Consider the following 24,409-nt stretch of genomic DNA (forward strand, 5'->3'; position numbering starts at 1 on the left):
TAATACTATTTGGTCATAAAATATACTAATATGTTCATATTGTTTATTGAGTAGTATTAAATTCAAACTTATGACAGCACTAGCCAGGACCGCCGCGCGCGCATCCAAACCTACTCCTGCTCCAGCACTGCCCACCTGCGTCTTGAATGCACATGGTCAGCTGTGGCAATTATGCGGGCGTGGCATTTATGTTTGGACGGTTTTTCGTTGTTACTGGGCAAGTCTGTACACAAGAACGGGTCATTTCGACAGTCAGGAGCCTGCAATCCTGGACTTGGAGTATCTGCGTACGTTGTCAAGCGAGCAGACCGTCACAATTTCGGTAGATGAAATCCGTCGTTTGCGTCCAGAGTCTGCAGAGTCAACTGATCAGTGGCGTGCCTCGCTCAAGCAGATTATTCCGGACGTGACAGCAGGCGAACGATTGATCGGGTATTTTGATCCAGCGACGGGCGTGAGCTTTTATTCGGCGGAGCATGCGTTAGGGGATATTGTTGATAAGGACTTTGCCTCCGCCTTCCTCGCAATTTGGCTCGATCCGGCAACCCGGGCCCCCGACCTGCGTGCTGCATTGCTGGGCCATTCAGCCGTTCCCGCTCTGGCTCGAGAGGTCCGATGATGATGCGTAAAGCACCTCCACACGGAGCAAGAGTCGCCGTCGTTGGTTCTGGTATTTCTGGTCTGACCTGTGCTTGGTTATTGAAGGATAACTATCGCGTTACTTTATTTGAAGCGGGCTCTTATTTTGGGGGGCACTCAAATACGGTTGATGTCACGCTTGAGGGATTGACGTCTCCCGTCGATACGGGTTTCCTGGTTCATAACGAGCTCACCTATCCGAATCTCATCCAGCTCTTTAAACATTTAGATGTGGATGTGTATGCCAGCGATATGTCGTTTGGCGTTTCGATTGCTGAACCCGATATTGAATGGGCAGGTACGAATTTGGGAACTGTCTTCGCCCAGCGTAAAAATATATTGCGCCCCGCCTTTCTGAAGATGCTGCGGGACATCCTACGCTTTAACGCAAACGCCCAACGCTATCTAACCGAGACACGGTCCCAGCCGCTCTCTCTTGAGCAGCTTTTAGACCGAGAGCGTTTTGGTAAGGCGATGCGTGATTGGTATCTTCTACCGATGGCTGCGGCCATTTGGTCGGCACCGGTCCAGGACATTTTAGGTTTTCCCGCGGCGCATTTTTTAACGTTTTGCCTAAATCACCGTTTGCTTCAAGTACAAGAGCGGCCGCAGTGGCGAACGGTCTCGGGTGGATCGCGTCGTTACGTGCAAGCGATGGTCAAAGACATACTCGACGCGAGATTGAATTGCCCAGTTAAGCGTATTGAGCGTCATGCAGAGTCGGTCGCGCTGCACACGCACGATACAGTGCATTCTTTTGATGCGGTCATCTTAGCGAGTCATGCACCCTCAAGCTTAGCGATACTCGATGCCCAAGCCCAGGAGCGCGAGGTGCTAGGGGCGTTTAGGTATCAGCAGAATCGAGCGATTCTCCACACGGACACGCGTCTTTTGCCGCGCCGCAAAAAGGTTTGGTCTGCATGGAATTATTTGTCGACAGGGGTTGGCGGTCAAAACCAGCCCGTTGCGGTCAGTTACTTGCTGAACCAGCTACAAGACCTCCCGTTCTCGTCGCCCGTTATCGTGACGCTCAATCCTCACATCGAGCCACGTCTTGAGTCGGTATTAAAAGAGTTCATCTACGAGCATCCAGTTCTTGATCGTGCCGCCGCAAGTGCTCAAGGTCACTTACCATCGATTCAGGGACTCGATCGAGTTTGGTTTTGCGGCGCTTGGGCAGGTTTTGGCTTTCACGAGGATGGTTTGAAGTCAGCCTTGCGTGTTGTGCGGGATTTTGGAGTGGCTATACCTTGGGAGCCGGTCTATGACTGAGGCGGTGATCGAGCTGTGTAGCGGACGTGTCATGCATGCGCGACTACGACCGTTCGTGCATCGGTTTGTGTACCGCGTATTTTGTATTCGTGTGCGTATTGATCGCATGTCTGAACTGCTTAGCCACACAAGTTGGCTCTTTGGCGTTGAGAGGTCTAGGCCTGTCAGCTTTAACTCGAAAGATCATGGCGCTCGAGATGGTAGTGACCTGCAGGGTTGGATGGCCGGGATACTTCACCAGAGCGGCATCCGTCTAGAAACTGGAGCCATCTGGTTGCAGTGCTTTCCCCGAGTCTTTGGTTATGTTTTCAATCCCGTTAGCTTTTGGTTCGTTCACGACCAAGCGGGAGTCCTTCGAGTCTTAGTCGCTGAGGTCAATAATACTTTTGGTCAACGTCACCAGTATGTTCTGGCCGCAACGGAGCTAACCGAAATTACGGCTTCGTCAGAGCTCTCTTGTCTGAAGGTTTTTCATGTATCGCCTTTTTGTGAGGTGCATGGTGCTTATCGGTTTCGTATCGCTGGGACATCGGCTTTATATCGCATGGCGATTGATTATCACGATCCAGCTCAGGAGCAGGAGGCTCTGCTACGTACCGCGATTGTGACCAAGCAGCACACATTTACGGTACGCCGCTTGTTGGGCTATTTGGCTTCGATGCCAATGATGACATTTGGAGTGATGCTACGCATCCATTTGCAGGCATTCAAGTTATGGCGAAAAGGAGCAACGTATCACACGGTTCCGCCGTTGCCTGATCGTGAAGTAACAGGAAGTGATGTTGGAAAACAGAAATGAAGCTCAATGAGAATCCAGTAGGTGTTAGTCGTGATGCCGTGCCTTTGGCTGGCCGGCTGTTGACCCGAGTACTTGAGAAAATTTCGATCGGAAGGTTACGCCTCCTTCAGCCCGATGGAATTGTGCGAAACTTTGGACAGAGTCCAGCCCTTGTAGAACCGAACATCGTCGAAGCACAGCTGGATATCAACGACTGGCGCGCAGCGAGTTTGATTCTTCGCAAAGGAGACGTTGGCTTTGCTGAAAGCCTAAGGCATGGCTGGATAAGTTGTACTGACTTTGTGGCACTGTTTACGATTGCAATCCAAAATCAGCAGCTTTCCCGCACTGTTGATGGGCAATGGTGGGCGTTGCTGCTCAAGCGATTGTCGCATTGGGTATTCAAAGATAACAGTCGCTCAGGTAGTCGACGCAATATCTTGAGTCACTACGACGTAGGCAACCAGTTTTATAAGTGCTGGCTAGATTCCAGTATGACCTATTCCTCGGCCTATTTTGCGGGTGACCTGGGGATGGACCTCGAGCGCGCGCAATATCAGAAGTACGACCGAATTCTTGATCAGCTCAGCGCAAAGTCTGGAGATACCATCTTGGAGGTCGGTTGCGGCTGGGCGGGGTTTGCCGAGCGTGCTGCCTGCCGAGGCCTAAACGTCGTGGGTATCACGTTATCGGATGCACAGCTTGAATATGGACGTGAGCGCATTGCCCGAGCAGGCTTGAGCGACCTCGTTGAGCTTCGCTTGCAAGACTATCGTGATGTCCCAGAGCAGTTTGATCATATTGTTTCGATCGAAATGTTCGAAGCGGTGGGTCTGCTTCACTGGCCAAGCTATTTCAAAATGATTGCGCGCTGCCTCAAACCCCAAGGCAAAGCTGTCATCCAGGTGATTGACATTGCCGAAGATCGCTTTGAGGCGTATCGCAAGGGGACAGACTTCATACAGCAATTTATTTTTCCTGGAGGCATGTTGCCCTCGGCATCACGCTTTGCACGCGAGAGTCAGAGTTGCGGTCTACTCGTCAAAGACGTGTTTTCCTTCGGTCAGGACTATGCCGAAACGCTTAGAAGATGGCGGATTGAGTTAGATCGCAACCTTGACGGCATTTACGCACAAGGCTTCGATTCTGTCTTTATACGTATCTGGAAAATGTATTTGGCCTACTGTGAGGTGGGTTTTCGTTACGAACGAACGGACGTCAAACAATGGGTTTTATCAAGAAGCTAGTCTTACCGGTATTGTGCATGTTGGCAATCGGGTTCAACGCAAATGCGTTTGAACTCAGCGCGCTTATTCCGGACGCACGTCCGGTTGGCCAAGGGCAGTTCTCTCGCTTCGGCTTTAAGGTTTACGATGCACGGCTTTGGGCGCCGAGCGGCCACTACACGTCCTATCAGCCTTTTGCGTTGTCGCTGACCTATCACCGGACAATCGACGGTGCACGCATTGTTCAAGCGTCGATTGATGAAATGAACAAACTTGGTGTGGCGGTTAGTGCACACCCTCAATGGCTTGATCAGCTGAGTCAAGTGCTCCCCGATGTGGTTCCAGGAGATACTTTAACGGGCGTGTATCAGCCCGGAGAAGGGGCGAGCTTTTATCATCAGGGAAAACTGACGGGTCGCCTAGACGATCGACTGTCTCGCGCGTTTTTCTCAATCTGGCTCGACCCTCGTACAAGTGAGCCTGCCCTGAGGCAAGCGCTGCTCGGGAATAGTCCGTGAACCGTTACCGCCTCGCTGCGTACGGTGCGCTTGGGCTGCCCTTGGCCATGTCCATGATGCCCATCTACATGATTTCGCCAAAATTTTATGGGGAAACGATCGGACTAGATCTTGCTATCGTCGGAGTCATACTATTTGCGACCAGATTGTTAGATACAGCCCAGGACCCTTTCTTAGGCCGCATGGTTGATCACTTTCAGGCCAAGCGTTTCGGGTGGGTATACATCGTCGCCTTGGCCTCCGTACTCTTGGCTGTTAGTTTTGTTATGCTTTTTTCACCACCTGCGTGGTCGACGTTAGGGATATCGGGCTGGTTGATTGTTTGCCTCGTTGCCCTGTATGCAGCGCATAGTCTTTTAAGCATTTGTTACATCACTTGGGGTACCAGATTAAGTGATGAGCCTCTCGTGCGTTCGCGGGTTGTTGCCTGGCGGGAAGGCCTTGGCCTTGTTGGCGTTGTGTTGGCCTCGGTCGCTCCGGTTGTTCTAGTAGAAAGCTTGGGCGCGCGGTCCGGATACCAGAGTTTTGCTTGGGTATTCTCCTTTATTTTGCTGGTCTGCGTTTGCGTGACGTTGCTGTGGTCTCCTCGTCCCGAGCGACACGATTTGACGCAAGACTCAAACTGGAAAAGGGCACTTGAAGATCGTTCCGTGAGGCAGATCTTTTTCTTTTATTTGCTCAATGCGATTTCTGTGGCGATACCAGCAACATTGGTCTTGTTTTTTATCGACGATGTGGTTCAGAGGCCGCAGGATGCAGGTATCTTTTTAGCGGCCTATTTTGTCGCCGGCATTGTTACCTTACCGGGTTGGGTTGCCCTAGCCGATCGAATCGGGAAGCGGTTGGCGTGGCTAATTGGCAGCGGTATTGCAGCGACAGCACTTGCTGGGGCGAGTGCAGTGGGCGCGGGTGATGTGCTGCTGTACGGTATTGTTTGTGTCGCGGCCGGGACCGCGCTTGGTGCTGACCTTGCACTACCGGCTGCGATGCTAGCGGATGTGATTCCTTCCGCACAACGCCAAAATACGGGGTTGTACATAGGGGTTTGGGTTCTGATTGGCAAGCTTGCACTCGCCGTTGCAGCCGGCGTGACGCTACCCACACTTAGTTTTTTTAACTATCAACCTGGCGTCCTAGGGAGTGTTACCCCGCTCGTTACCTTGTACGTGTTACTACCAATCGTTTTCAAATTTGCGGCAGCGGCAATCTTGTTTCGAGTAGCACCGACCGCACGTGCAAACCCTTAAGCTCTTTTGAAGGATTTACTGATATGAAACTAAAAGCATTCATTGCCTCGATCAGTGCAGCGGTCTTGACTGCCTGTGGCAGCGTCGATGTAGAGCATTATTCACGTGAAAAACCTGAACTTGAGCTATCGACCTTTTTTAATGGAACGATTGATGCCTGGGGTATCTTTCAAAAGCGCAGCGGTGCAGTGGCGCGTCGGTTTCACGTGACGATCGAAGCCAGTTGGAAAAGTCCTGATGAGGGCGTGCTCGACGAGCGCTTTATTTACTCCGATGGCGAGACTCAGCGCCGAGTATGGCATCTCAAACGTCAATCTGATGGGACGTGGCAGGGCACGGCTGACGATGTGGTTGGCGTCGCCGTGGGCAAAGTTTCAGGAAATGCTTTGCGCTGGACATACGTCTTGCGCTTGCCGGTTGATGGTAAGGAGTACCTCGTTGATTTTGATGATTGGATGTGGCAACTCGACGAACATTCCATGATGAATCGGTCGGTGATGTCAAAGTTTGGCGTGGATTTGGGCGAGGTGACTTTGTTCTTTAAGAAGCGCATACCGGGTGGGCAGTGATGCGAAATTTTTTGTCACCTTTAAATACGCCAATCCACCAGTGGTCTGAAAAAAGGGTTTGGATCGTTGGCGCATCAAGCGGTATTGGTCTAGCACTTGCCATGTCTCTGTTGGAAGCGGGAGCTTACGTGACGCTCTCGGCTAGGCGCGAGGCCGAGCTTTTAGCGTTCGCTTCAAAGTATCCACGCGCGACAGTGGTTGCTTTTGATTGTGCTGACCGGCAGATTTGGCCTGCAGCCTTAGGTTCGACCCTGGCGTCGATGGGGCATATTGACCTCGTGGTGCTGGGTGCTGCGCGCTACGACCCCATGAACAGCTGGGAAGTGAATGTCGAGCATGTCGAACAAAGCTTTGAACTGAACGTAGTAAGTGTCTATCGGGCGTTGGCGTGTCTGGTTCCTTATTTTTTAGAGCGTCAGTCGGGTGGCATTGCCTTTATCGCAAGTATTTCTGCATATACGGGCTTGCCTCGTGCCCTGGCTTATGGTGCAACCAAAGCGGCTTTAAATAACCTCGCAGAGACACTTTATTTTGAGCTTGCTCCCAAAGGTCTTAACGTTTATTTGATTAACCCTGGCTTTGTCGAAACGCCGATGACAGCCAAGAATGATTTTAAAATGCCAAGCCTGATATCACCTCAGAGGGCGGCGGCTCATATTGTTTCTGGGCTTGAGCGCGGAAAATTTGAAATTAGTTTCCCGGCTGGATTTGCTGGTTTTTTGCGCCTGCTGAGCCGCCTACCTTATCGGTTTCGGTTTCCACTACTGCACAAAATGACGGGGCTATGATGCTTGAGCAAACTAGAGAACAAATAGAGCGCTTTCAACGCATTGCACGATGGTTTGAACAGCTCGCGCCTGACTCACTAACGAAGATCGAGTCTATCTACGCCAAGCATGCTCGATTTGTCGATCCGTTTAATGACCTGCAGGGGATCGAGTCTGTGCGACAGGTGTTTGAGCACATGTTTAAGACTCTCGACGATTCACGATTTTTGGTCACACGTATTGCGTCGACAGGACCCCTCGGATTCATGACATGGACCTTTTCGTTTTCTTGTCGTGGGCGGGCACAGTCTATCGAAGGGTGCACGCAGTTTGAGTTGAATGACGAAGGCTTGATCACACTACACCTTGACTACTGGGATGCAGCCAAGCAGGTGTATGAGCAGATTCCGATTTTAGGCAGTGTATTGAAAATGCTGAGACGAAAACTGAGCTTGCCAGCCACGGTTAAATAGTCAAAAAAAATGCCCCCGAAGGGGCAAAAAAGCCGATTGAGCGCAGCAGTCTCGCACGGCGGGGGAAATATTCTCCTAACTAGGCACGAATCGTTGGGTAACGCACGTGATCAACTAGGTCTTGGATATCTTTGCGTGGCGCTGGTGTGACTAAGCTCACAAGAATGATCAGGGCAAAGCCAAGCGGTACACCGAATACACCTGCAGAAATCGGTAAGATCCCGTACCAGAGCTCGATTGGCGAGGTGACACCAAACACACCGCGCAGCCAAGGCTGAGTCGTCACCATGTAGTAGAAGGTGATGCCAAGACCGCCAATCATGCCGGCTACAGCGCCCCACTGGTTCGCTCTCTTCCAGAAAATCCCTAAGGTCAGGGCGGGGAAGAACGCTGCTGCAGCAAAGGAGAACGCTGCAGACACCAGGAACAGAATGTCAGCAGGTTTCTGAGCCGCAACGTACGCCGCAGCAAGAGCAACCACGAGCAGTAGGATCTTCGAGATCAACACCCGACGTGCGGTAGGCGCATTTGGATTGATCATTTTGAAGTACAGGTCATGGGACAGCGCGTTGGCAATGGTCAACAGCAAGCCATCGGCAGTTGACAGTGCTGCAGCTAAACCGCCAGCGGCAACCATACCCGACACCACGTAAGGCAAGCCACCGATTTCAGGTGTGGCCAACACGATGATGTCTCCACCGATCCGCATTTCACCGAGCTGCAAGATCCCGTCTTTGTTGACGTCAACCACTGACAACAAACCTGGATCCACCGAGCTCCACTGCGCAATCCAAGCGGGTAGCTTGTCAAAGGGCGTTCCGACCAAGACATGGAACACTTCGTATTTGACCAGAACTGCCAGAGCAGGTGCGGTGAAGTACAGCAAGAAGATGAAGAACAGTGACCACGTAACGGATTCACGCGCTTGTTTGACCGACGGTGTCGTGTAGTAACGCATCAGAATATGCGGTAATGCAGCCGTACCGACCATCAAACAAAAAATCAACGCTAGGAAGTTACGACGTGATGTGTCATAGGCCGCTTGTGCCTTGGCATCACCATTCGGATCTCCGGCAAACTGCGCAGCGTGGCGTGGCATTCCGGCCAGCGGAGCCGTTCTGGCATTATTGGCATTACGATCCGCTGTGTACTTGGCGCGCGCAGCGGCCTCTGTGGCGGGAAGGGCAGCCAACGCATTCGTTGCAGCAGTGATGGCAGCTTTTGATCCGTTCGCAGCTTTCAAGTCTGCCAAGGTTTTTTCTGCTGCTGCTTTGTCAGCAGCCATTGCGGCGGGGACATTCTTGAGTTTCGCTTCCGCTGCGTCAGCGCGCTGCTTAAAGATCGCGCGGACTTCAAGCTCTTTTGGATCCTTAATGAGCTCTGCTTCTTTTGCGGTTACCTTCTCAAGCTGATAGCCATAGATTGCCTGTGGAATTGGCACGCCTGTTTGTTTCACAGACAGCCACACCACGGGGATCATGTAAGCAATAATCAGAATGATGTACTGAGCGACCTGTGTCCAGGTCACCGCGCGCATACCACCTAAAAATGAGCAAACCAAGATGCCGCCCAGACCCAAGAAAATACCGATCTCAAACGGTACGCCGGACAAGCGCGTGGTGATGAGGCCTACGCCGTAAATCTGCGCAACCACGTACGTGAAGGAGCACAGAATCGCAGCGATGATTCCCAGCAGACGTGGCAGGTTGCCGTCGTAGCGAGCACCCAGAAAGTCAGGAATCGTGAACTGACCGAACTTACGCAGGTAAGGTGCCAGGAACAGAGCCACTAAACAGTAGCCACCGGTCCAACCCATAATAAAGGCAAGACCTGAATAGCCAGTCAAATACAGGGTGCCGGCCATACCGATAAACGAAGCGGCCGACATCCAGTCGGCGCCCGTCGCCATGCCGTTATACATCGCGGGGACACGTCGCCCAGCGACGTAATACTCCGCCGCATCGTTTGTACGGCTCATCACACCAATGCCGGCGTAGAGCAGAACCGTTGCGCCTAGAAAGATATATCCGATCCAGGCACGCGTTAGGCCCATTTGTTCAGCAATCGCCAACACGATTACGAAAGCAAGGAAGCCGCCGGTATACCAGGTGTAGACCTTGTTTAAAGATTTTTTAAAAGCTGCATTCGTCGTGTTTGACGAAAACATGCCGCCTTCATCAGGTGTCATTCCGGCCATGTTATTCCTCCTCTTCTTCGTCAACGCCGTGTTCGACGTCGAGCTTGTTCATGTATCGAGCGTAATACCAAATAATCAAGCAATAGACTATCAGGGAACCTTGAGCGCCCATCCAGAAACTGAATGGCCAACCAAAGAAGTTGAAGCTAAGGTCGCGAGCGAAATAGCTCACAACAAAAGTGACAACAAACCAGATGCCCAGCAAAATCGCTGTGACATTTAGGTTTTTTTGCCAGTACGTCCGATGTTTTTCGGTTAGTTGCACAATAATGCCTCCTCATCGTTTCGGGCCAGGTCCCCCTGGTTCCATTGATAACACTGGGTGATACAAAACTTCATTACTATTTCTTAAAACAAACACTACAGAACTACAAACAAGATCTTCAACGTACCCTGGCTGTTGATGCTGTTACGCCTAGACAGCCAAGCCTGTTTCACGCTCAAGCTGAGCCGCAAATTTTGGCTCAAAACCTTTCAAATGCTTAATAATTTTTGTGGTCTCGTCAGGTGCCTGGCGATCCATGTGCACCCGGCCCAGTTGATACCAAGCATAGGGGCTCATGGGCTGTAGTTGGGTGTTGCGCTCCAGGGCTTGAACGGCTTCGTCGAGCCTTCCTTGTTGTATCAGTGAGAGTCCGAGGCCGTACCAGGCTTGATCGAGCTGCTCATTGAGCGCTAAGGCTCGCCGAAACGCAGTCTCGGCCTCGACGGGGTGCTCTAGTTCCTGCTGCAAGAATCCCAAATTAAACCAAGCGTAGGCGGGCGCATTGTGTTGTTTGACGAGAGTCTCGTAGACAGCGACTGCACCTTTTTTATCACCAAGCTCTGCTTTGAGGTGGGCGAGACTACCCATTGCGTAGTTATCATTTGGATACGCTTGCAGCATCTCTTCAAACACGGCAACCGCGCGCGTGCGCTGACCGAGAACGATCCAGATGATCGCGTGCCATTTGCGCAGCATCCAGTCAACATTAAACTTCATTTGCAACCCACCATACCGACAGATACACAGTGTTCAATTTTGGCGACCGTTACGGCCAGATAAAGTATGGCGACAATACAAAACGCAACAAAAGCGTGGTGTCGTTTCGCGATCTGTTTCGGCGCGATGAGTGCCGCGATGTAGGTCCACGGCTTGTTGACGACGACAAACAGCTGATAGAACATATTGGTGTCGCGTTTAGCGCCAGCAAGAATAAAAAGAAGACCCTGCCCGAGCAAGGCGAGAATGCCGATGTAGAGCAACAACTGCGCCGCGTTCAAAAAAAGCAACAACCTGAGTCTCCATCCGCATGATTTTTACCTTCGAGTTTAGAAGGTGTTTTTATGCTGGTATTTAATTGCTCGCACTTTAAGAGAGCTAACTGACAGGTATCTGACAAACCGACAAAGCTAGTGAAACTCCCGATTAACAGAGTTGATAGGTGTTCAAGGCATGAATAATTTTGCAGTGCAGCAAATTTATCTGTGCAGACCGCCTCCAGACGCTAAGCAACGGCCAGAAAGTGAATCTCGATTCGTGCACCGGAATCATAAGGCGCCTTTTGCTTGGAGTCCGTGATTAAGATCTTGGCATGGTGTCTGATTGCTATTTCTCGAACAATCGCCAAGCCCAGCCCACTTCCCTCGGCTTTCGAGCCGAGTACCCTGTAGAAGCGGTCGAAGACGCGTTCCCTCTCCTCGGCGGGTATTCCAGGTCCTGAGTCCTCCACAGCGAGGACAACCTGACGGCCTTGGCTTGTAATGCTCACAGTGATTCGTCCAGGTGATGGCGTATAACGCAGCGCGTTATCAATCAGATTATTGATTGCTTCGCCAAGGAGAATACTTTGGCCCCGAACCATCACCGGTGAATCCGTGCCTTCAAAGCCTAGGTCGATCCCGTCCTCAATCGCAGTGTCGACCCAGCGCAGTGTTTGCTCTTTTGCAAGTTCGGCGAGATTGATGGGCGGCATCGCAATCGAGTTTGGGTTCTCTGCGTTGGCCATCAACAAAAGCTGGTTGACCAGACGAGTGGCGCGAGCCGTACCCGCGATAATTTGCTCGAGACTGACCTGCGTGTCTCCCGCAGGGGCATTGCGCATAGCGAGTTCGGCTTGAGTACGTAGGCCAGCAAGAGGAGTCTTTAATTGGTGGGCGGCGTCAGCGACGAAGCGTCGCTGAGCAAGCATGGTTGAATCAAGACGCGTTAACAAATCGTTCATTGCGATAATCAGTGGTCCGATCTCACTTGGGGCGACTCGTACATCAATGGGAGACAGGTCGTCAGGTCGGCGTGCACGCAGGCGTTGTTGCAGCGCGTTTAGGGGGGCAACACCGCGAGATAGTCCAAACCAAACGAGAAGCACTGCAATGGGCAGCACAACAAACTGAGGAATGATTACACCCTTGATGATATTGTTGGCGAGCTCTGTACGGCGATCCATGGACTCGGCAGCGACAAGCAGGATGGGTGTGGTGCTTCGTGTGCTGAGGTTAGTCCAGAGATAGGCTAGTCGAATTTCAAAGTCATGTAGGGTTTGTGTTTCGTAGTAGACGGTATTTATCTGTGTAGATGCCTTCAGTTCTGGAGTAGGTAAGTCACCATCCCCGCCAATCAAGTCACCCTGAGGGTTTATTGCTTTCCAAAAAATGCCGTCCTGCTCTCTGGTGCGCAGAGCGAGACGGGCGGAGGCAGACATGCGTAACGAAATAGTCCCGTGGTCTGTTTCTACCTGTTGCTCCAGCACCTGCAGTGCGTTGGCTAATGTATGGTCGTAGGGGACATTTGCAAGGTTTTGTGCCACGACGTAGGTAATGGCAATACTCATGGGCCAAAGCAAAAATAAAGGTGCGAGCATCCAGTCGAGTATTTCACTTAGGAGTGAGCGCCGTGCGGGGGCAATACTTGCGGTGTCTGAACTGGCCCGAAGCACCTCGAGCGCTTCAGGATTGCCGCTAAGGTTTTGGCTTGTCACGAAGCTGCCGTTTCACGCTCAAGGCAGTAGCCGAGGCCTCGGACGGTAGCAATTTTGACTCCGCTCGGTTCAAGCTTTTTACGGAGGCGATGCACATACACCTCGATGGCGTTTGAACTCACCTCGTCGCCCCATTCGCAGAGATGGTCAACGATTTGCGATTTACTGACCATTCGACCAGTGCGTGTCAACAAAATTTCAAGCAAGCTGACCTCGCGCGCGGAAAGCTCAAGCGCTTGTTGATCGACAGAAGCGACTCGTCCGGTTTGGTCGAACTCTAACCGACCATGTTTAAGAATTGTTCCACCACCTCCTGCTCCTCGTCTAGCGAGCGCTCGAACGCGTGCTTCGAGCTCAGAGAGAGAGAACGGCTTGGCCATATAGTCATCGGCGCCTCGGTCGAGCCCTCGCACGCGTTCTTCGATACTGTCAGCCGCCGTCAGAATGAGTACCGGAAGGTGGGAGTTACGTGCACGTAGTTTGGTGAGCACCTCGATACCCGACATGCGCGGCAGTCCGAGGTCCAAGATGAGTAGGTCAAACTCTTGAGAGGAAAGCGCAGAATCGGCTGCGACACCGTCACTTACCGCATTCACGGCATACCCGTTCTGACGTAAGGATCTCGTCAAGCCGTCTGCCAAGATGCTGTCGTCTTCGGCGATTAAGATTCTCATTGTGCGATTTGTCTTATTGGAAACCAATTGTCCCGTGTTTATTCTTGCACGATGGCAATGTAAATCCGACAATCCTAAGTCGAGTTAAGGGTAAGTACTTAGTTTGGAAAACGGATAGATAAGTATTGACACTGTTTATTTGTACAGTACAATCCAATGTAATAATTTTAACCAGCCTAGAGCGCAACACCAAAGGCGCTCATGTTTGCCCAGTTTGTATTCACCGTTACCAAGGATCCAGTCATGGACGACAAATCACTCAAGTCCGGCTCAGCCGAAAAAGGCAAAGCTCTTGCGGCTGCACTTTCCCAGATCGAAAAGCAGTTCGGCAAAGGCTCGATCATGCGCTATGGCGACAATGAGGTCGAACACGACATTCAGGTGGTGTCCACCGGATCGTTGGGTCTAGACATTGCATTGGGCGTGGGCGGGCTCCCAAGAGGGCGAGTCGTCGAGATCTATGGACCGGAGTCGTCAGGTAAGACGACCCTCACCCTGCAAGTGATCGCAGAAATGCAGAAAGTGGGTGGCACGTGCGCCTTTATTGATGCCGAGCACGCTTTGGATGTGCAGTACGCATCAAAGCTTGGCGTCAATCTAACCGACCTGTTGATCTCTCAGCCCGATACGGGCGAGCAAGCGCTCGAGATCACAGACGCATTGGTTCGGTCTAGCTCGGTCGACCTCATTGTGATCGACTCTGTCGCTGCTTTAGTGCCAAAAGCAGAGATAGAAGGTGAGATGGGTGATTCGTTGCCAGGCCTACAGGCGCGTTTGATGAGTCAGGCCTTACGTAAGCTCACTGCCAGCATTAAGCGGACGAATTGCATGGTCATCTTTATTAACCAAATCCGCATGAAAATTGGCGTGATGTTCGGTAACCCAGAAACGACAACCGGTGGAAACGCCCTAAAGTTCTATTCTTCGGTACGTTTAGACATCCGTCGTATTGGTGCCATTAAAAAAGGTGAGGAGGTTGTTGGTAATGAAACCCGCGTAAAGGTCGTCAAGAACAAGATTGCGCCGCCATTCAAGCAGGCCGAGTTCGACATTATGTACGGCGCTGGTATTTCCCGTGAAGGTGAAATCATTGATCTAGGCGTGACTGCGGGCATTGTGGACAAGGCCGGTGCTTGGTTCAGTTACAACGGCGAGCGAATTGGTCAGGGTAAAGATAATGTGCGCGAGTATTTGCGCGAGCATCCAGCCATGGCGATCGATATTGAAAACCGTGTGCGGGAAAAGTTAGGCGTGGTGCCTCGCACACCGGCAGTTGGATCCGTCCCTGCAGCGGCTCCGAAAGGCGCCGCCGGCAAAGCAACCAAAATCGCGGCTGCTGAGCCAGACAGCGAGGATGATATCTAAGGCGCGCCCGGGTCTTTCCCTCAAGGCCCGGGCTATCGGCTTGCTTTCAAGACGGGAACACACCCGTCTTGAGCTTGAGAGAAAGCTTACCCCGTTCGCTGAGTCTGCCGAGGAACTTGCCAAAGTGCTCGACGAGCTCTCAAAAAAAGGGTGGCAGTCCGACGAGCGGTATGCTCAAGGTTGGGTGCATCGTAAGGCGGCCTTACATGGCGCTGCAAGGATTGCGCAAGATCTGCGCCTGCGTGGCATATCCGCCAGTCAGGTTGCGCAAGCTCAAGAGCTACTTAAGTCAACAGAGCTCGATCGCGCGAGAGCCGTTTGGCAAAAAAAGTTTGCACAGGCCCCAAAGCAAGGCGAGGCAGCGGAATACGCCCGACAGGGGCGTTTTTTATTGTCGAGAGGATTTTCTAGCGATGTCGTGCATAAGATCTTAGGCGGATGGGAGCCAGCCGACATGTAGCGGCAAGGGAGGGCTCTGCGCTATACTCCTACGCTTTGCTGCATTGTGTCAAAAGATACAAAACGTCCGTATGCCTCTACCTAAGCCCGACTATCCGCGAAAGCCCATGCACAATCGCTCGATTCAGGTGCATTCCTTTGAGCGTGAAGACGGCCTTTGGGACCTTGAGGCTGAACTTATCGACGACAAGTCTTATTCCTACGTGAAGCGTAACGGAACGGAGCAGCCAGCGCGCAAGCCGTTTCATCATATGCATATCCGTATCACGATTGATACGAGTTATGAAATCAAGCGAGCCTTTGCCATGTACGACGCGTCGCCGTTCGGCGAGCCCTGCACATCCGTGACCACCGCGTATCAGGACTTAGTCGGTATGAACTTGCTCAAGAGCTTCAGACAGCAAGTGAAAGAGCGTTTTGGTCGAACCGCTGGGTGCACGCATATGACCGAGCTGGCAACTGTTTTACCAACAGCTGCCGTACAGAGTATGTCTGGCATGAAGCGTTCAGAGGCCGAAAACGCAGGACGAAAGCCGTTTCAGTTAGGTGGCTGTCATGCCTGGCGATTAGATGGCGTGGTGACGAAAGAGCATTATCCCCAATGGTATGTGGCGGAACAAACACAGACCTCAACCTAGGCCCTGGTGCATAGCTTTTTAATGGTCAGGCATCGTAATTAGTTTATTTGGACGGAAAGCAATCCCATGAAAATCCATGAGTATCAAGGCAAAGAGTTGCTAAGACAGTTTGGCGTGATTGTGCCCAAGGGCATCCCTGCATTTAGCGTCGAAGAGGCTGTTAGCGCCGCACAAAAACTTGGTGGTCCGGTTTGGGTCGTCAAAGCGCAGATCCATGCGGGCGGTCGTGGAAAGGGTGGCGGCGTTAAGCTCGCACGCTCCATTGACGAGGTCCGTAAGATTTCCTCGGAAATTTTGGGTATGCAACTGATTACGCATCAAACAAGCGCTCAAGGCCAGAAAGTGCGTCGCTTGTTGGTCGAAGAGGGCGCAGATATCAAGAAAGAGTACTACGTAGGTATCGTCACAGATCGTGGGACACAGCGCGTATGCGTCATGGCGTCAAGCGAAGGCGGGATGGATATTGAGGAAGTAGCCGAGCACCATCCAGAGAAGATTTTGAAAGTCTTTGTTAATCCTGGCGCAGGATTGACGGACGCTGAAGCGAGCACGCTTGCTCGTGGGATTGGTGTTCCAGAAGCCTCTGTTGCCAAGGCTGCCGCTGAGTTTCAAAAACTGTACAAAGCGTATTGGGATACCGACGCATCGTTGGCCGAGATTAATCCTCTGATTTTGACCGGTTCCGGTGACATTATTGCCTTGGATGCGAAATTCAACTTTGATAGCAATGCTTTGTTCCGTCATCCAGAAATCGTTGCTTATCGTGATTTAGACGAAGAAGATCCGGCAGAAATCGAAGCCAGCAAGCATGAGCTTGCCTATATCCAATTGGATGGGAACATTGGTTGTTTAGTTAACGGTGCTGGCTTGGCGATGGCCACAATGGATACCATCAAGCTGTTCGGTGGCGAGCCTGCTAACTTTCTGGACGTAGGGGGAAGCGCAACAGCAGAGCGCGTGACCGAAGCCTTCAAAATTATGTTGGCAAACAAAGGCACCAAAGCTATCTTGGTAAACATTTTTGGCGGCATTATGCGTTGCGATGTTATTGCTCAAGGTGTGATCACTGCGTGTAAGGCGGTCAATTTGAATGTGCCACTCGTTGTGCGCATGAAGGGCACCAATGAAGAGCTAGGCAAGAAAATGTTGGCCGAATCAGGTCTTCCTATCATCAGCGCAGATACGATGGCGGATGCCGCCACTCGCGTTGTTGCCGCAGCTAAATAATTTGTTACGGATTCCACTATGTCTATCCTAATTAATAAAGATACAAAAGTTATCACCCAAGGTATTACTGGCAAGACAGGGCAGTTTCATACGCGCACGTCACGCGCCTATGCGAACGGCCAGGCTGCCTTTGTTGCGGGTGTGCACCCTAAGAAAGCGGGTGAAGACTTTGAAGGTATTCCGATTTTCGCTTCTGTCAAAGATGCCAAGGCACAAACGGGCGCAAATGTCTCGGTGATTTACGTTCCGCCAGCGGGTGCTGCCGCAGCCATCTGGGAAGGAATCGAAGCTGAACTCGATTTAGTGATTTGCATTACAGAAGGTATTCCGGTGCGCGATATGCTTGAAATCAAGCATCGCATGGCTGAGCGCAAAAGTAAGACGCTGCTGCTTGGGCCAAACTGCCCAGGCTTGATCACCCCTGATGAAATCAAAATCGGAATTATGCCTGGGCACATCCATCGTAAAGGCCGTGTTGGGATTGTGAGCCGCTCAGGCACGTTGACCTACGAAGCGGTTGCTCAGGTGACCGAACTTGGCTTGGGTCAATCGAGTGCCGTGGGTATCGGCGGCGATCCCATTAACGGACTCAAGCACATTGACGTTCTCAAATTGTTTAACGAAGACCCAGATACCGATGCTGTCATCATGATCGGTGAGATCGGTGGTCCTGACGAGGTGAATGCTGCATTATGGGCCAAGGACAACATGAAGAAGCCGATGGTGGGCTTCATCGCTGGTGTCACAGCTCCTGCAGGTAAGCGCATGGGTCACGCGGGTGCTTTGATTTCTGGTGGTGCTGACACAGCAGACGCTAAACTTGAAATCATGGAAGCTTGCGGAATTCGTACAACGAAGAACCCATCAGAGATGGGTAAGATTCTTAAATCGGTACTGAAGTAAACGCAGGCGTATTGATGCGTGTGCGATCAGCATAGCGAACGGACTTCTCTGGCCGTTTGCCATGTTGCCTAGGTCCTGTGACCGTTTCTACCTATCGGATGCTATATGAATGCGCCCAAATCCCCACAACGTAGTCGCACTATCCTCCAAGGCTTGATGTTGTTGGCGTTGATCGGCATCGTCGTGACGATTGGCTTGAACTACTTGCGCTAAGAGCGACGATATTGGCAGACCGTAAACTCGTTATCGCAACGCGCGCTAGCCGACTGGCACTCTGGCAGGCGGAGCACGTACAGGCCCGCTTGGTTGCGCTGTATCCCGGTATCGAAGTTGAGCTACTGAAGCTTAGTACTCGGGGCGATGAGATTCTGGACCGTAGCCTTGCCAAGGTTGGGGGGAAGGGGTTGTTCATCAAAGAGCTAGAAAATGCTCTGTTGGACGGTCGAGCGGACCTCGCAGTGCATTCGCTTAAAGACGTCCCGGTAGACATTGCAGCTCCGTTTGAATTGTCGACGGTGCTGACTCGTGCGGACTGTCGCGATGCGTTTGTGTCAAACGCGTACGCAACGCTATCTGAGCTTCCCTCTGGAGCAGTGGTAGGCACGTCGAGCTTGCGTCGCGAGGCGCAGCTGCGTGCCCGATATCCTCTGTTAAGGATCGAGCCCTTACGCGGTAATTTAGATACGCGACTCGGTAAGCTAGACTCGGGGCAGTATGCGGCGATTATTCTTGCAGCAGCTGGTTTAGAGCGGCTTGAACTTGGTCATAGAATTCGTATGCGTATGTCCGTAGCCGATTCCCTTCCTGCCGCAGGTCAAGGTGCATTGGGTATTGAAATTTTGCAGACACGCTCCGATTTGTTAGAGCTCCTAGCACCCTTAGCCTGTCCGCAAACAACAGTCTGCGCGTTGGCAGAGCGCGCGGTGTCGCGAGCCTTGGGCGGTTCGTGTCAGGTACCCTTAGCTGCCTACGCTGAGGTGAGCGGAGTGACGGTTTCGATCCGTGCCCTCGTCGCAACGCCAGATGGGACGACGATTTACCGGGCACGGGGTACAGGCCCAAGTGACCAAGCCGAGGTTATTGGGCAGCGTGTTGCGCAAGAGCTTATTGACCAGGGCGCGGGGGCCATTCTGGAAAGTTTGGCGGTTTCGCCTTGAGGTCGTTCGAGTAATGGCCGCCGCTTTGCAGATCGCGGTCTTAACACGACCCGCTGGACGCAATGTTGATGTCATGCATGCACTGGTGCGCCGAGGATGGCTCGTACGAGAGTGTCCCGCACTCGAGATCCAGTCCAGTGCGGTCATCTCCAAGTGTGAGACGCCTGACCCAAACAACTTCGATTTGGTTGTTTTTGTGAGTCGCGCTGCAGTGAGTGGTTTTCAGCAGCAGCTCGGTTCAGATTATGTTTGGCCTTCTTTTGTTCGCATTGGTTGTATGGGGCCCGCTACAGCGGCAGCCGTCGAGCGTGCGTGGCCTGCTGCTCGCGCTGTTTTGCGACCTGAGGCAGAGCAGGCCCGAGATTCCGAAGCGCTTTGGCCTTTGCTGCAACAACTGCCCATTCCCTTGCGTAAAGTACTGATTGTGCGAGGGCAGGATGGGCGGGATTGGTTAGCTCAAAAGCTCGCGAACGCAGGTGTTGAGGTCGTGACGCACCAGGCTTACGAGCGTCTCTACGCAGGGTGGTCAGACGATACCGTTGCCCAGTTTAGGGAGTGGGCTGGATTGCAAGCCGAGGTGGTTTGGCTATTGACGAGCGCCCACGGGATTAGTGCCATCGTTCAACGAATTGCGGCACTTGAGTTGTTGGACTGGTTCAGATCGGGGCAGTTTGTCCTGACCCATGAGCGTTTGGCGCAGGCGCTTGCCTCGGCAGTCGACACGGACCCCTCCGCATTGCGTATGCGCGTGTGTCCGCCAGAAGATTCGGAAATTGTGTTGTGTTTTGATCAGATTTTGCCGGCTGGTAGCGTGCCATAGTCTTGTGCTAATGGCTGTTTCAGGTGCCTAGCGACTACAATAGGGGTATGACTGATATCTCGCCCAATGTATCCCCATCTAGTGCGTCGGCTGCCTCAAGCGTTCCGAATGAACCGGTTGTAACCCCTGTTCGGGCGCGTCGAAAGGCAACTGGCTTGTCCTTGCCTGCCACGCTAGCGATCATTTTCTTGCTGGTGGCGGTAGTGGCGTCGGCAGGAGCATGGTTCGCGCAACGCCGATTTGAGACCGCGACCAAGCAAATTGGCGCGCAAGTTCTCACGTTAAAAAATCAGGCTGATGACGCTCGACGCGATGCAAAACATGCGCTTGTGGTTCTCGATGCACAACAACTGCGCATCCAACAAGCCGAGGCGGCATTGCGCGATGCGCAGAGCCAATTCGCCGCACTCGAGCAAGTTTGGCAAAACTTTAACAGAGGCATGGAGGATTCCATGCTCGCCAATGACATTGACCGATTGCTAACGGTGGCTGGCCAGCAATTGCGCGTATCTGGGAACGTTAATAATGCCATTCTCGCGCTTGAACATGGTTTGTCAATGTTGGTGCGTGCTGAACGACCACGCTTTGCGGCATTACAACGCGCGATTAGTGCTGATCTAGACCGACTGCGCGGTGTTGTGACGGTCGATATTCCAGGCGTTTCAGCCAAGCTCGAGCAAGTTGCGACGTTGCTAGGGCGTGCGCCATTGCTCCTTCCGGATGCTGCGGTGCCGGAACTCATGTCTGCCCGGGATCGCAATGCCTCTTCTCAGGTCACAGTTGCAGGCGCGCCTGCCAATGTCGCCACGGTACAAACGACAGAGGCGTCTGCCGAGTGGTGGGAGAAAATTTGGCGACAGGTGCGTGCTAGTGTCAAAACTGGAGCAGCATTTGTGGTTCGCGAGCTATCGGATGTAATCAGCGTGCAACGTGTGACAGATAAGAACGCGCTATTGATGACTCCAGAGCAGGGGGCTTTGTTAAGAGCAAATTTGCGTGCGCGGCTACTGACCGCGCAGATGGCGTTATTAATGCATCAGTCGACCATCTGGCGTCTGGAGCTTTCAACGATTGAAAGTGCGGTGGCTTCTCGTTACGACGCAAAGTCTCCCGACACGATAAATGCGTTGCGGCTTTTGCGTGAACTTGGTTCGATCAATATTGCCGTTGCGATTCCTGATGTGATTGAAAGCGTCGCCGCACTTGAGGCTATTCGTCAAAGCGATATGAACCCCAAAGGCGGACAATAAGCATGCGCATTTGGCTATGGACACTTGTATTAGCCACTGTTGCTGTCGTTCTGGCAGTGATCTTGCGCGAAAACACTGGCCACGTGTTGGTGTTGGTGAATCACTGGCGTATACAAGTCTCTTTGCCGTTTGCGGCCTTGGCAATAGCGGCCAGTTTTTTTCTGTTGTACCTCACGGTTCGTTTGCTTTCCGTATTTTGGGGGCTTCCTGTCAGTGTTAAGGCCTGGCACCGCAGGCGAGCTCTGCGTCGTGACCATGAGCTGCTTGAACAGGGCTGGACCGAGCTTTTGGAAGGGCGCTATGCTCATGCAGAAAAAGATCTAACGCGACTGCTTGGTCGTAGTAAAAGCGTCAACCAGAGCGTACTTGCAGCACTGTCGGCGGCGAGGGCAGCGCATGCGCTTGGTGAATATGATCGGCGCGACGGCTTGATCTTGTCGGCAAAAGAAAGAGCACAAGGTGAAGTTGCTTTAGCAGAGGCTGTGGCCACCGTCGCAGCAGAGCTTTACCTGGATCAAGGCTCGTCCGATAAGGCCTTAACCGAACTTAAGACCTTACAGAAGTCGGGTGCCAAGCAAGTCCATGCGCTTAGGCTGTTCCTGCGAGCGTATCGCCAGTTGAACCTTCATGAGCAGGTATTTGTGCTCGCGCGTACCTTGAATCGTCGTGGTGCGCTTCACGATACTGAAGCTCAACAAATCATTGAGTTAGCGGTCGCGGCTCGGATTCGCGAGACTTCACATTCAGGCACATGGCAGAAAGTGTGGTCTGACCTCAAGTCCAATGAACGAATCTTGCCCGAGGTTGCTCTGGCAGGAGCACAAGCCTTTGAAGTCGTCGGACAGTTGGATGAGGCTTCGCGCGTTTTAGAGCAAGCGATACCCGCTTCCTTTGATCCGAGGCTTCTTGCTGCCTATGCGCGAGCGGAGTCTTCTCAAGTGACTCGTCGCTTGGAAAAAGCGGAGGCGTGGCTCCAAAAGAATCCTAGCGATCCAGATCTTTTAGCTACTGTGGGCAACCTGTGCTTGGCAGGGCAGATTTGGGGGCAAGCTGAAAGCTACCTGGTACGGAGTTTGGCGCGCCGTAGCGATGCGCGTGTCCATGTTGCACTCGCCTCTCTTTATGACAAAATTAATCGGCCCCAAGATGCGGCGATGCAGTGGCGGGCGGCAACTGCCCTAGGAGTGGTTTTGCCAGTCCTCGCACAAGAAGCCTTATTGCCTGCAGCAGATACCGACTCCGATCCTGGTCTGCTGCATGCGGATGGACTGACTTACCTCGCTGATACGGGCTTTCCTGTGGAGTGGAGCGAAGACCGCACTACGTTGCCTGGTTCTTCGGTGTTAGTGCCTGTTACTGATAAAACTGCTCCCGCTGAGGAAGATATTCACGACTATTTCGATAGCGCGCCAGTGCCTCATTTGGGTGAGCCCGCGCCTGTGAGCAGCTTGCCTGATCCTAAAAGAACCACACCTCACGAGAAGTAGTCGACTCGAGAGTGATCTCATTTTGTTTATCTCTTCGCAGTAAAAGTGTTAATCGTTTGCAGACCAACTTAAATCAATTATTACGGAAGCAATCTCATGTCTGATTATGTTTTTTCTCCTGAGCCAACCCAGGGCTTACCCGTGGTGGGAAGTAAGTCGTTATTTCCAGTGCGTCGCGTATATTGCGTTGGTCGCAATTATGCTGAACACGCCAAGGAGATGGGCTTTACCGGTCGTGAAGATCCCTTCTTTTTTTGTAAGCCAGCTGATGCACTCGTGCCTGTGGCTGCAGGTCAGGCAGGGAAAATGCCTTATCCAAGCAAGACATCAAACCTTCACTATGAGATGGAGTTAGTTGTTGCTTTGGGTAGTGGTGGTCGTGATATTCCTGTTGATCAAGCGAATAAATGTATTTTTGGTTACGCGTTGGGTCTGGACATGACACGTCGAGACCTGCAGAACGAAGCAAAAAAACAAGGCCGTCCTTGGGAAGTCGGAAAGGGGTTTGATCAATCAGGCCCTATTGGTCCAATTCATCCTGTCGCAACAACCGGTGTGATATCCAAAGGAAGTATTTCTTTGCACGTTAACGGCGTGCAGAAGCAATCGAGCGACCTGACGCAGTTGATCTGGAGCATTCCAGAGAGTATCTCTTACCTATCCGGCTTGTTTGAACTCAAAGCAGGCGATTTGATCTTTACCGGTACTCCAGAGGGCGTGGGTGCAGTGGTGAAGGGCGACAAGATGATCGGTCGCGTTGAGGGCTTGGGCGAGTTTGAAGTGCACGTCGTTTAGTCACGATTGCTTGAAAAAAATAGCCGCTCAGAGAGCGGCTATTTTTATTTGACGTCGCGTGTGTACTCTGGAGCGGGATGTAGGGCTAGGCGCGGTCCCGCTTTGAGTAGCTGACTTGGGATGTCATGCCCGATCAAAGTTGGTAGCGTTCTTGAGACTTCAAGCAATTTATTGAGGTCCACACCCGTATCAAAGCCTTCTAGTTCAAGCATGTGCACCATGTCTTCCGTGCAGGCGTTACCGCTGGCACCTGGTGCATAAGGACACCCACCGATGCCGCCCAATGAGGCATCAAAGCGATTAATGCCAGCGCTTAGTGAGGCGAGGGCGTTTGCTTGTGCCATCGAACGTGTGTTGTGGAAGTGCATGGTGAACGCCATGTCTGGGTGGAGTTGCTGCGCACGCGAAGCCATCGACCTAACTTGCGATGGATAAGCCATTCCGGTTGTGTCGCACAGTGTCGCCCGCTTAACCCCGATGTCTGCGAAGCGATCTAACCAACGCATCACTTCGTCTTCACTTACATCGCCCTCCATCGGGCAGCCAAAGGTGGTTGACAGCGAAATGTTGATGGCAACCCGACTACCGGAAATGGCTGCGACGACCTGACGTAACTGTTCGAATGACTGTTCGCGCGTCATCCTCAAATTGGATCGATTGTGCGTTTCACTCATAGACATCACGAGGTTGGCTTCGTCGATGCCACAGGATAAGGCGCGCTCGGCACCTCGTACATTCGGTACAAGCACGGTGTATTCAACACCGGGTTGTCGCTTAATTTGATGCATGACATCCTCAGCGTCCCGAAGGGCGGGGATTGCCTTGGGGGATGTGAAGGAAGTCACTTCAATTTTTGCGAAGCCACACAGACTTAGAGCGTCAACAACACGTACCTTATCTTCAGTCGCAATAAACTGCGCCTCGTTTTGAAAGCCGTCGCGGGTAGCGACTTCCTGCATGAATACCTTTTTTGAATGAGTCGCCATGGTGT

At 52.3% G+C, this 24,409-nt stretch carries 26 protein-coding genes; 19 read left to right on the forward strand and 7 right to left on the reverse strand.

Annotated elements, in window-relative coordinates:
* The first annotated feature begins 70 nt into the window (after positions 1 to 70).
* The 9 genes from KZZ10_RS00130 to KZZ10_RS00170 are packed head-to-tail and all read left to right on the forward strand — an operon-like array spanning position 71 to position 7,489.
* Positions 71 to 619, forward strand: coding sequence for a chalcone isomerase family protein (locus KZZ10_RS00130; RefSeq protein WP_259659465.1), 549 nt, complete (start codon positions 71 to 73; stop codon positions 617 to 619).
* Complete coding sequence (locus KZZ10_RS00135) at positions 616 to 1,911, forward strand: NAD(P)/FAD-dependent oxidoreductase (protein ID WP_259659466.1); 1,296 nt, start codon at positions 616 to 618, stop codon at positions 1,909 to 1,911. Before KZZ10_RS00130 ends, KZZ10_RS00135 begins: the two co-directional genes overlap by 4 nt.
* Positions 1,904 to 2,710 (forward strand): DUF1365 domain-containing protein, encoded by an 807-nt coding sequence (locus KZZ10_RS00140; RefSeq protein WP_259659467.1) that lies wholly within the window; start codon positions 1,904 to 1,906, stop codon positions 2,708 to 2,710. Before KZZ10_RS00135 ends, KZZ10_RS00140 begins: the two co-directional genes overlap by 8 nt.
* Entirely contained in the window at positions 2,707 to 3,936 is a 1,230-nt protein-coding gene (locus KZZ10_RS00145; RefSeq protein WP_259659468.1) for an SAM-dependent methyltransferase, read from the forward strand. The genes KZZ10_RS00140 and KZZ10_RS00145 overlap by 4 nt, the downstream gene beginning before the upstream one ends.
* Positions 3,915 to 4,433 (forward strand): chalcone isomerase family protein, encoded by a 519-nt coding sequence (locus KZZ10_RS00150; RefSeq protein WP_259659469.1) that lies wholly within the window; start codon positions 3,915 to 3,917, stop codon positions 4,431 to 4,433. Before KZZ10_RS00145 ends, KZZ10_RS00150 begins: the two co-directional genes overlap by 22 nt.
* Positions 4,430 to 5,680, forward strand: a complete 1,251-nt coding sequence (locus tag KZZ10_RS00155; protein WP_259659470.1) for an MFS transporter — start codon at positions 4,430 to 4,432, stop codon at positions 5,678 to 5,680. Before KZZ10_RS00150 ends, KZZ10_RS00155 begins: the two co-directional genes overlap by 4 nt.
* Positions 5,681 to 5,703: 23 nt before the next feature.
* A complete protein-coding gene (locus KZZ10_RS00160; RefSeq protein ID WP_259659471.1) occupies positions 5,704 to 6,249 on the forward strand; it encodes a DUF3833 domain-containing protein in 546 nt (181 codons plus the stop codon).
* On the forward strand, positions 6,249 to 7,037 hold the full coding sequence (locus KZZ10_RS00165; RefSeq protein WP_259659472.1) for an SDR family NAD(P)-dependent oxidoreductase: 789 nt from the start codon (positions 6,249 to 6,251) through the stop codon (positions 7,035 to 7,037). The genes KZZ10_RS00160 and KZZ10_RS00165 overlap by 1 nt, the downstream gene beginning before the upstream one ends.
* Entirely contained in the window at positions 7,034 to 7,489 is a 456-nt protein-coding gene (locus KZZ10_RS00170; RefSeq protein WP_259659473.1) for a nuclear transport factor 2 family protein, read from the forward strand. The genes KZZ10_RS00165 and KZZ10_RS00170 overlap by 4 nt, the downstream gene beginning before the upstream one ends.
* Before the next feature lie 79 nt (positions 7,490 to 7,568).
* Here KZZ10_RS00170 and KZZ10_RS00175 read toward each other — a convergent pair whose 3' ends face one another.
* The 6 genes from KZZ10_RS00175 to KZZ10_RS00200 form a co-directional block, all read right to left on the reverse strand.
* Complete coding sequence (locus KZZ10_RS00175) at positions 7,569 to 9,686, reverse strand: sodium:solute symporter family protein (protein ID WP_259659474.1); 2,118 nt, start codon at positions 9,684 to 9,686, stop codon at positions 7,569 to 7,571.
* A gap of 1 nt (position 9,687) precedes the next feature.
* Complete coding sequence (locus KZZ10_RS00180) at positions 9,688 to 9,951, reverse strand: DUF4212 domain-containing protein (RefSeq protein WP_259659475.1); 264 nt, start codon at positions 9,949 to 9,951, stop codon at positions 9,688 to 9,690.
* 150 nt (positions 9,952 to 10,101) lie between these two features.
* Positions 10,102 to 10,668 carry a tetratricopeptide repeat protein gene (locus KZZ10_RS00185; protein ID WP_259659476.1) on the reverse strand — a complete coding sequence of 189 codons (567 nt, stop codon included), beginning with the start codon at positions 10,666 to 10,668 and terminating at the stop codon, positions 10,102 to 10,104.
* Positions 10,665 to 10,958: a hypothetical protein gene (locus KZZ10_RS00190; RefSeq protein ID WP_259659477.1), complete on the reverse strand. Its 294-nt coding sequence runs from the start codon at positions 10,956 to 10,958 to the stop codon at positions 10,665 to 10,667. The genes KZZ10_RS00185 and KZZ10_RS00190 overlap by 4 nt, the downstream gene beginning before the upstream one ends.
* 215 nt (positions 10,959 to 11,173) lie before the next feature.
* Positions 11,174 to 12,526 carry a sensor histidine kinase gene (locus KZZ10_RS00195; RefSeq protein ID WP_259659808.1) on the reverse strand — a complete coding sequence of 451 codons (1,353 nt, stop codon included), beginning with the start codon at positions 12,524 to 12,526 and terminating at the stop codon, positions 11,174 to 11,176.
* Between the two features lie 113 nt (positions 12,527 to 12,639).
* Entirely contained in the window at positions 12,640 to 13,317 is a 678-nt protein-coding gene (locus KZZ10_RS00200; protein WP_259659478.1) for a response regulator transcription factor, read from the reverse strand.
* 243 nt (positions 13,318 to 13,560) lie between these two features.
* Here KZZ10_RS00200 and recA point away from each other — a divergent pair, with 243 nt between their 5' ends.
* The 10 genes from recA (at position 13,561) to KZZ10_RS00250 (ending at position 23,418) form a co-directional block, all read left to right on the forward strand.
* Positions 13,561 to 14,682, forward strand: coding sequence for a recombinase RecA (gene recA / locus KZZ10_RS00205; protein ID WP_259659809.1), 1,122 nt, complete (start codon positions 13,561 to 13,563; stop codon positions 14,680 to 14,682).
* Positions 14,672 to 15,142, forward strand: coding sequence for a recombination regulator RecX (gene recX, locus KZZ10_RS00210; RefSeq protein ID WP_259659479.1), 471 nt, complete (start codon positions 14,672 to 14,674; stop codon positions 15,140 to 15,142). Before recA ends, recX begins: the two co-directional genes overlap by 11 nt.
* Positions 15,143 to 15,212: 70 nt before the next feature.
* Complete coding sequence (locus KZZ10_RS00215) at positions 15,213 to 15,779, forward strand: DUF2889 domain-containing protein (protein WP_259659480.1); 567 nt, start codon at positions 15,213 to 15,215, stop codon at positions 15,777 to 15,779.
* A gap of 66 nt (positions 15,780 to 15,845) precedes the next feature.
* Positions 15,846 to 17,006, forward strand: a complete 1,161-nt coding sequence (gene sucC / locus KZZ10_RS00220; protein ID WP_259659481.1) for an ADP-forming succinate--CoA ligase subunit beta — start codon at positions 15,846 to 15,848, stop codon at positions 17,004 to 17,006.
* Positions 17,007 to 17,024: 18 nt separating this feature from the next.
* Positions 17,025 to 17,909: a succinate--CoA ligase subunit alpha gene (gene sucD, locus KZZ10_RS00225; RefSeq protein ID WP_259659482.1), complete on the forward strand. Its 885-nt coding sequence runs from the start codon at positions 17,025 to 17,027 to the stop codon at positions 17,907 to 17,909.
* Between the two features lie 221 nt (positions 17,910 to 18,130).
* A complete protein-coding gene (hemC, locus tag KZZ10_RS00230) occupies positions 18,131 to 19,066 on the forward strand; it encodes a hydroxymethylbilane synthase (protein ID WP_259659810.1) in 936 nt (311 codons plus the stop codon).
* A gap of 13 nt (positions 19,067 to 19,079) precedes the next feature.
* Positions 19,080 to 19,886: a uroporphyrinogen-III synthase gene (locus tag KZZ10_RS00235; protein ID WP_259659483.1), complete on the forward strand. Its 807-nt coding sequence runs from the start codon at positions 19,080 to 19,082 to the stop codon at positions 19,884 to 19,886.
* Between the two features lie 47 nt (positions 19,887 to 19,933).
* Positions 19,934 to 21,136 (forward strand): uroporphyrinogen-III C-methyltransferase, encoded by a 1,203-nt coding sequence (locus tag KZZ10_RS00240; protein WP_259659484.1) that lies wholly within the window; start codon positions 19,934 to 19,936, stop codon positions 21,134 to 21,136.
* Between the two features lie 2 nt (positions 21,137 to 21,138).
* Positions 21,139 to 22,623: a heme biosynthesis HemY N-terminal domain-containing protein gene (locus KZZ10_RS00245; RefSeq protein WP_259659485.1), complete on the forward strand. Its 1,485-nt coding sequence runs from the start codon at positions 21,139 to 21,141 to the stop codon at positions 22,621 to 22,623.
* 96 nt (positions 22,624 to 22,719) lie between these two features.
* A complete protein-coding gene (locus tag KZZ10_RS00250) occupies positions 22,720 to 23,418 on the forward strand; it encodes a fumarylacetoacetate hydrolase family protein (protein ID WP_259659486.1) in 699 nt (232 codons plus the stop codon).
* 44 nt (positions 23,419 to 23,462) lie between these two features.
* On the opposite strand, the gene KZZ10_RS00255 is transcribed toward KZZ10_RS00250, so the two are convergent.
* Positions 23,463 to 24,404 carry a hydroxymethylglutaryl-CoA lyase gene (locus KZZ10_RS00255; RefSeq protein ID WP_259659487.1) on the reverse strand — a complete coding sequence of 314 codons (942 nt, stop codon included), beginning with the start codon at positions 24,402 to 24,404 and terminating at the stop codon, positions 23,463 to 23,465.
* Between the last annotated feature and the right edge of the window lie 5 nt (positions 24,405 to 24,409).

Origin of the sequence: Zwartia hollandica, assembly GCF_019923725.1 — a bacterium.
GTDB lineage: Bacteria > Pseudomonadota > Gammaproteobacteria > Burkholderiales > Burkholderiaceae_B > Zwartia > Zwartia hollandica.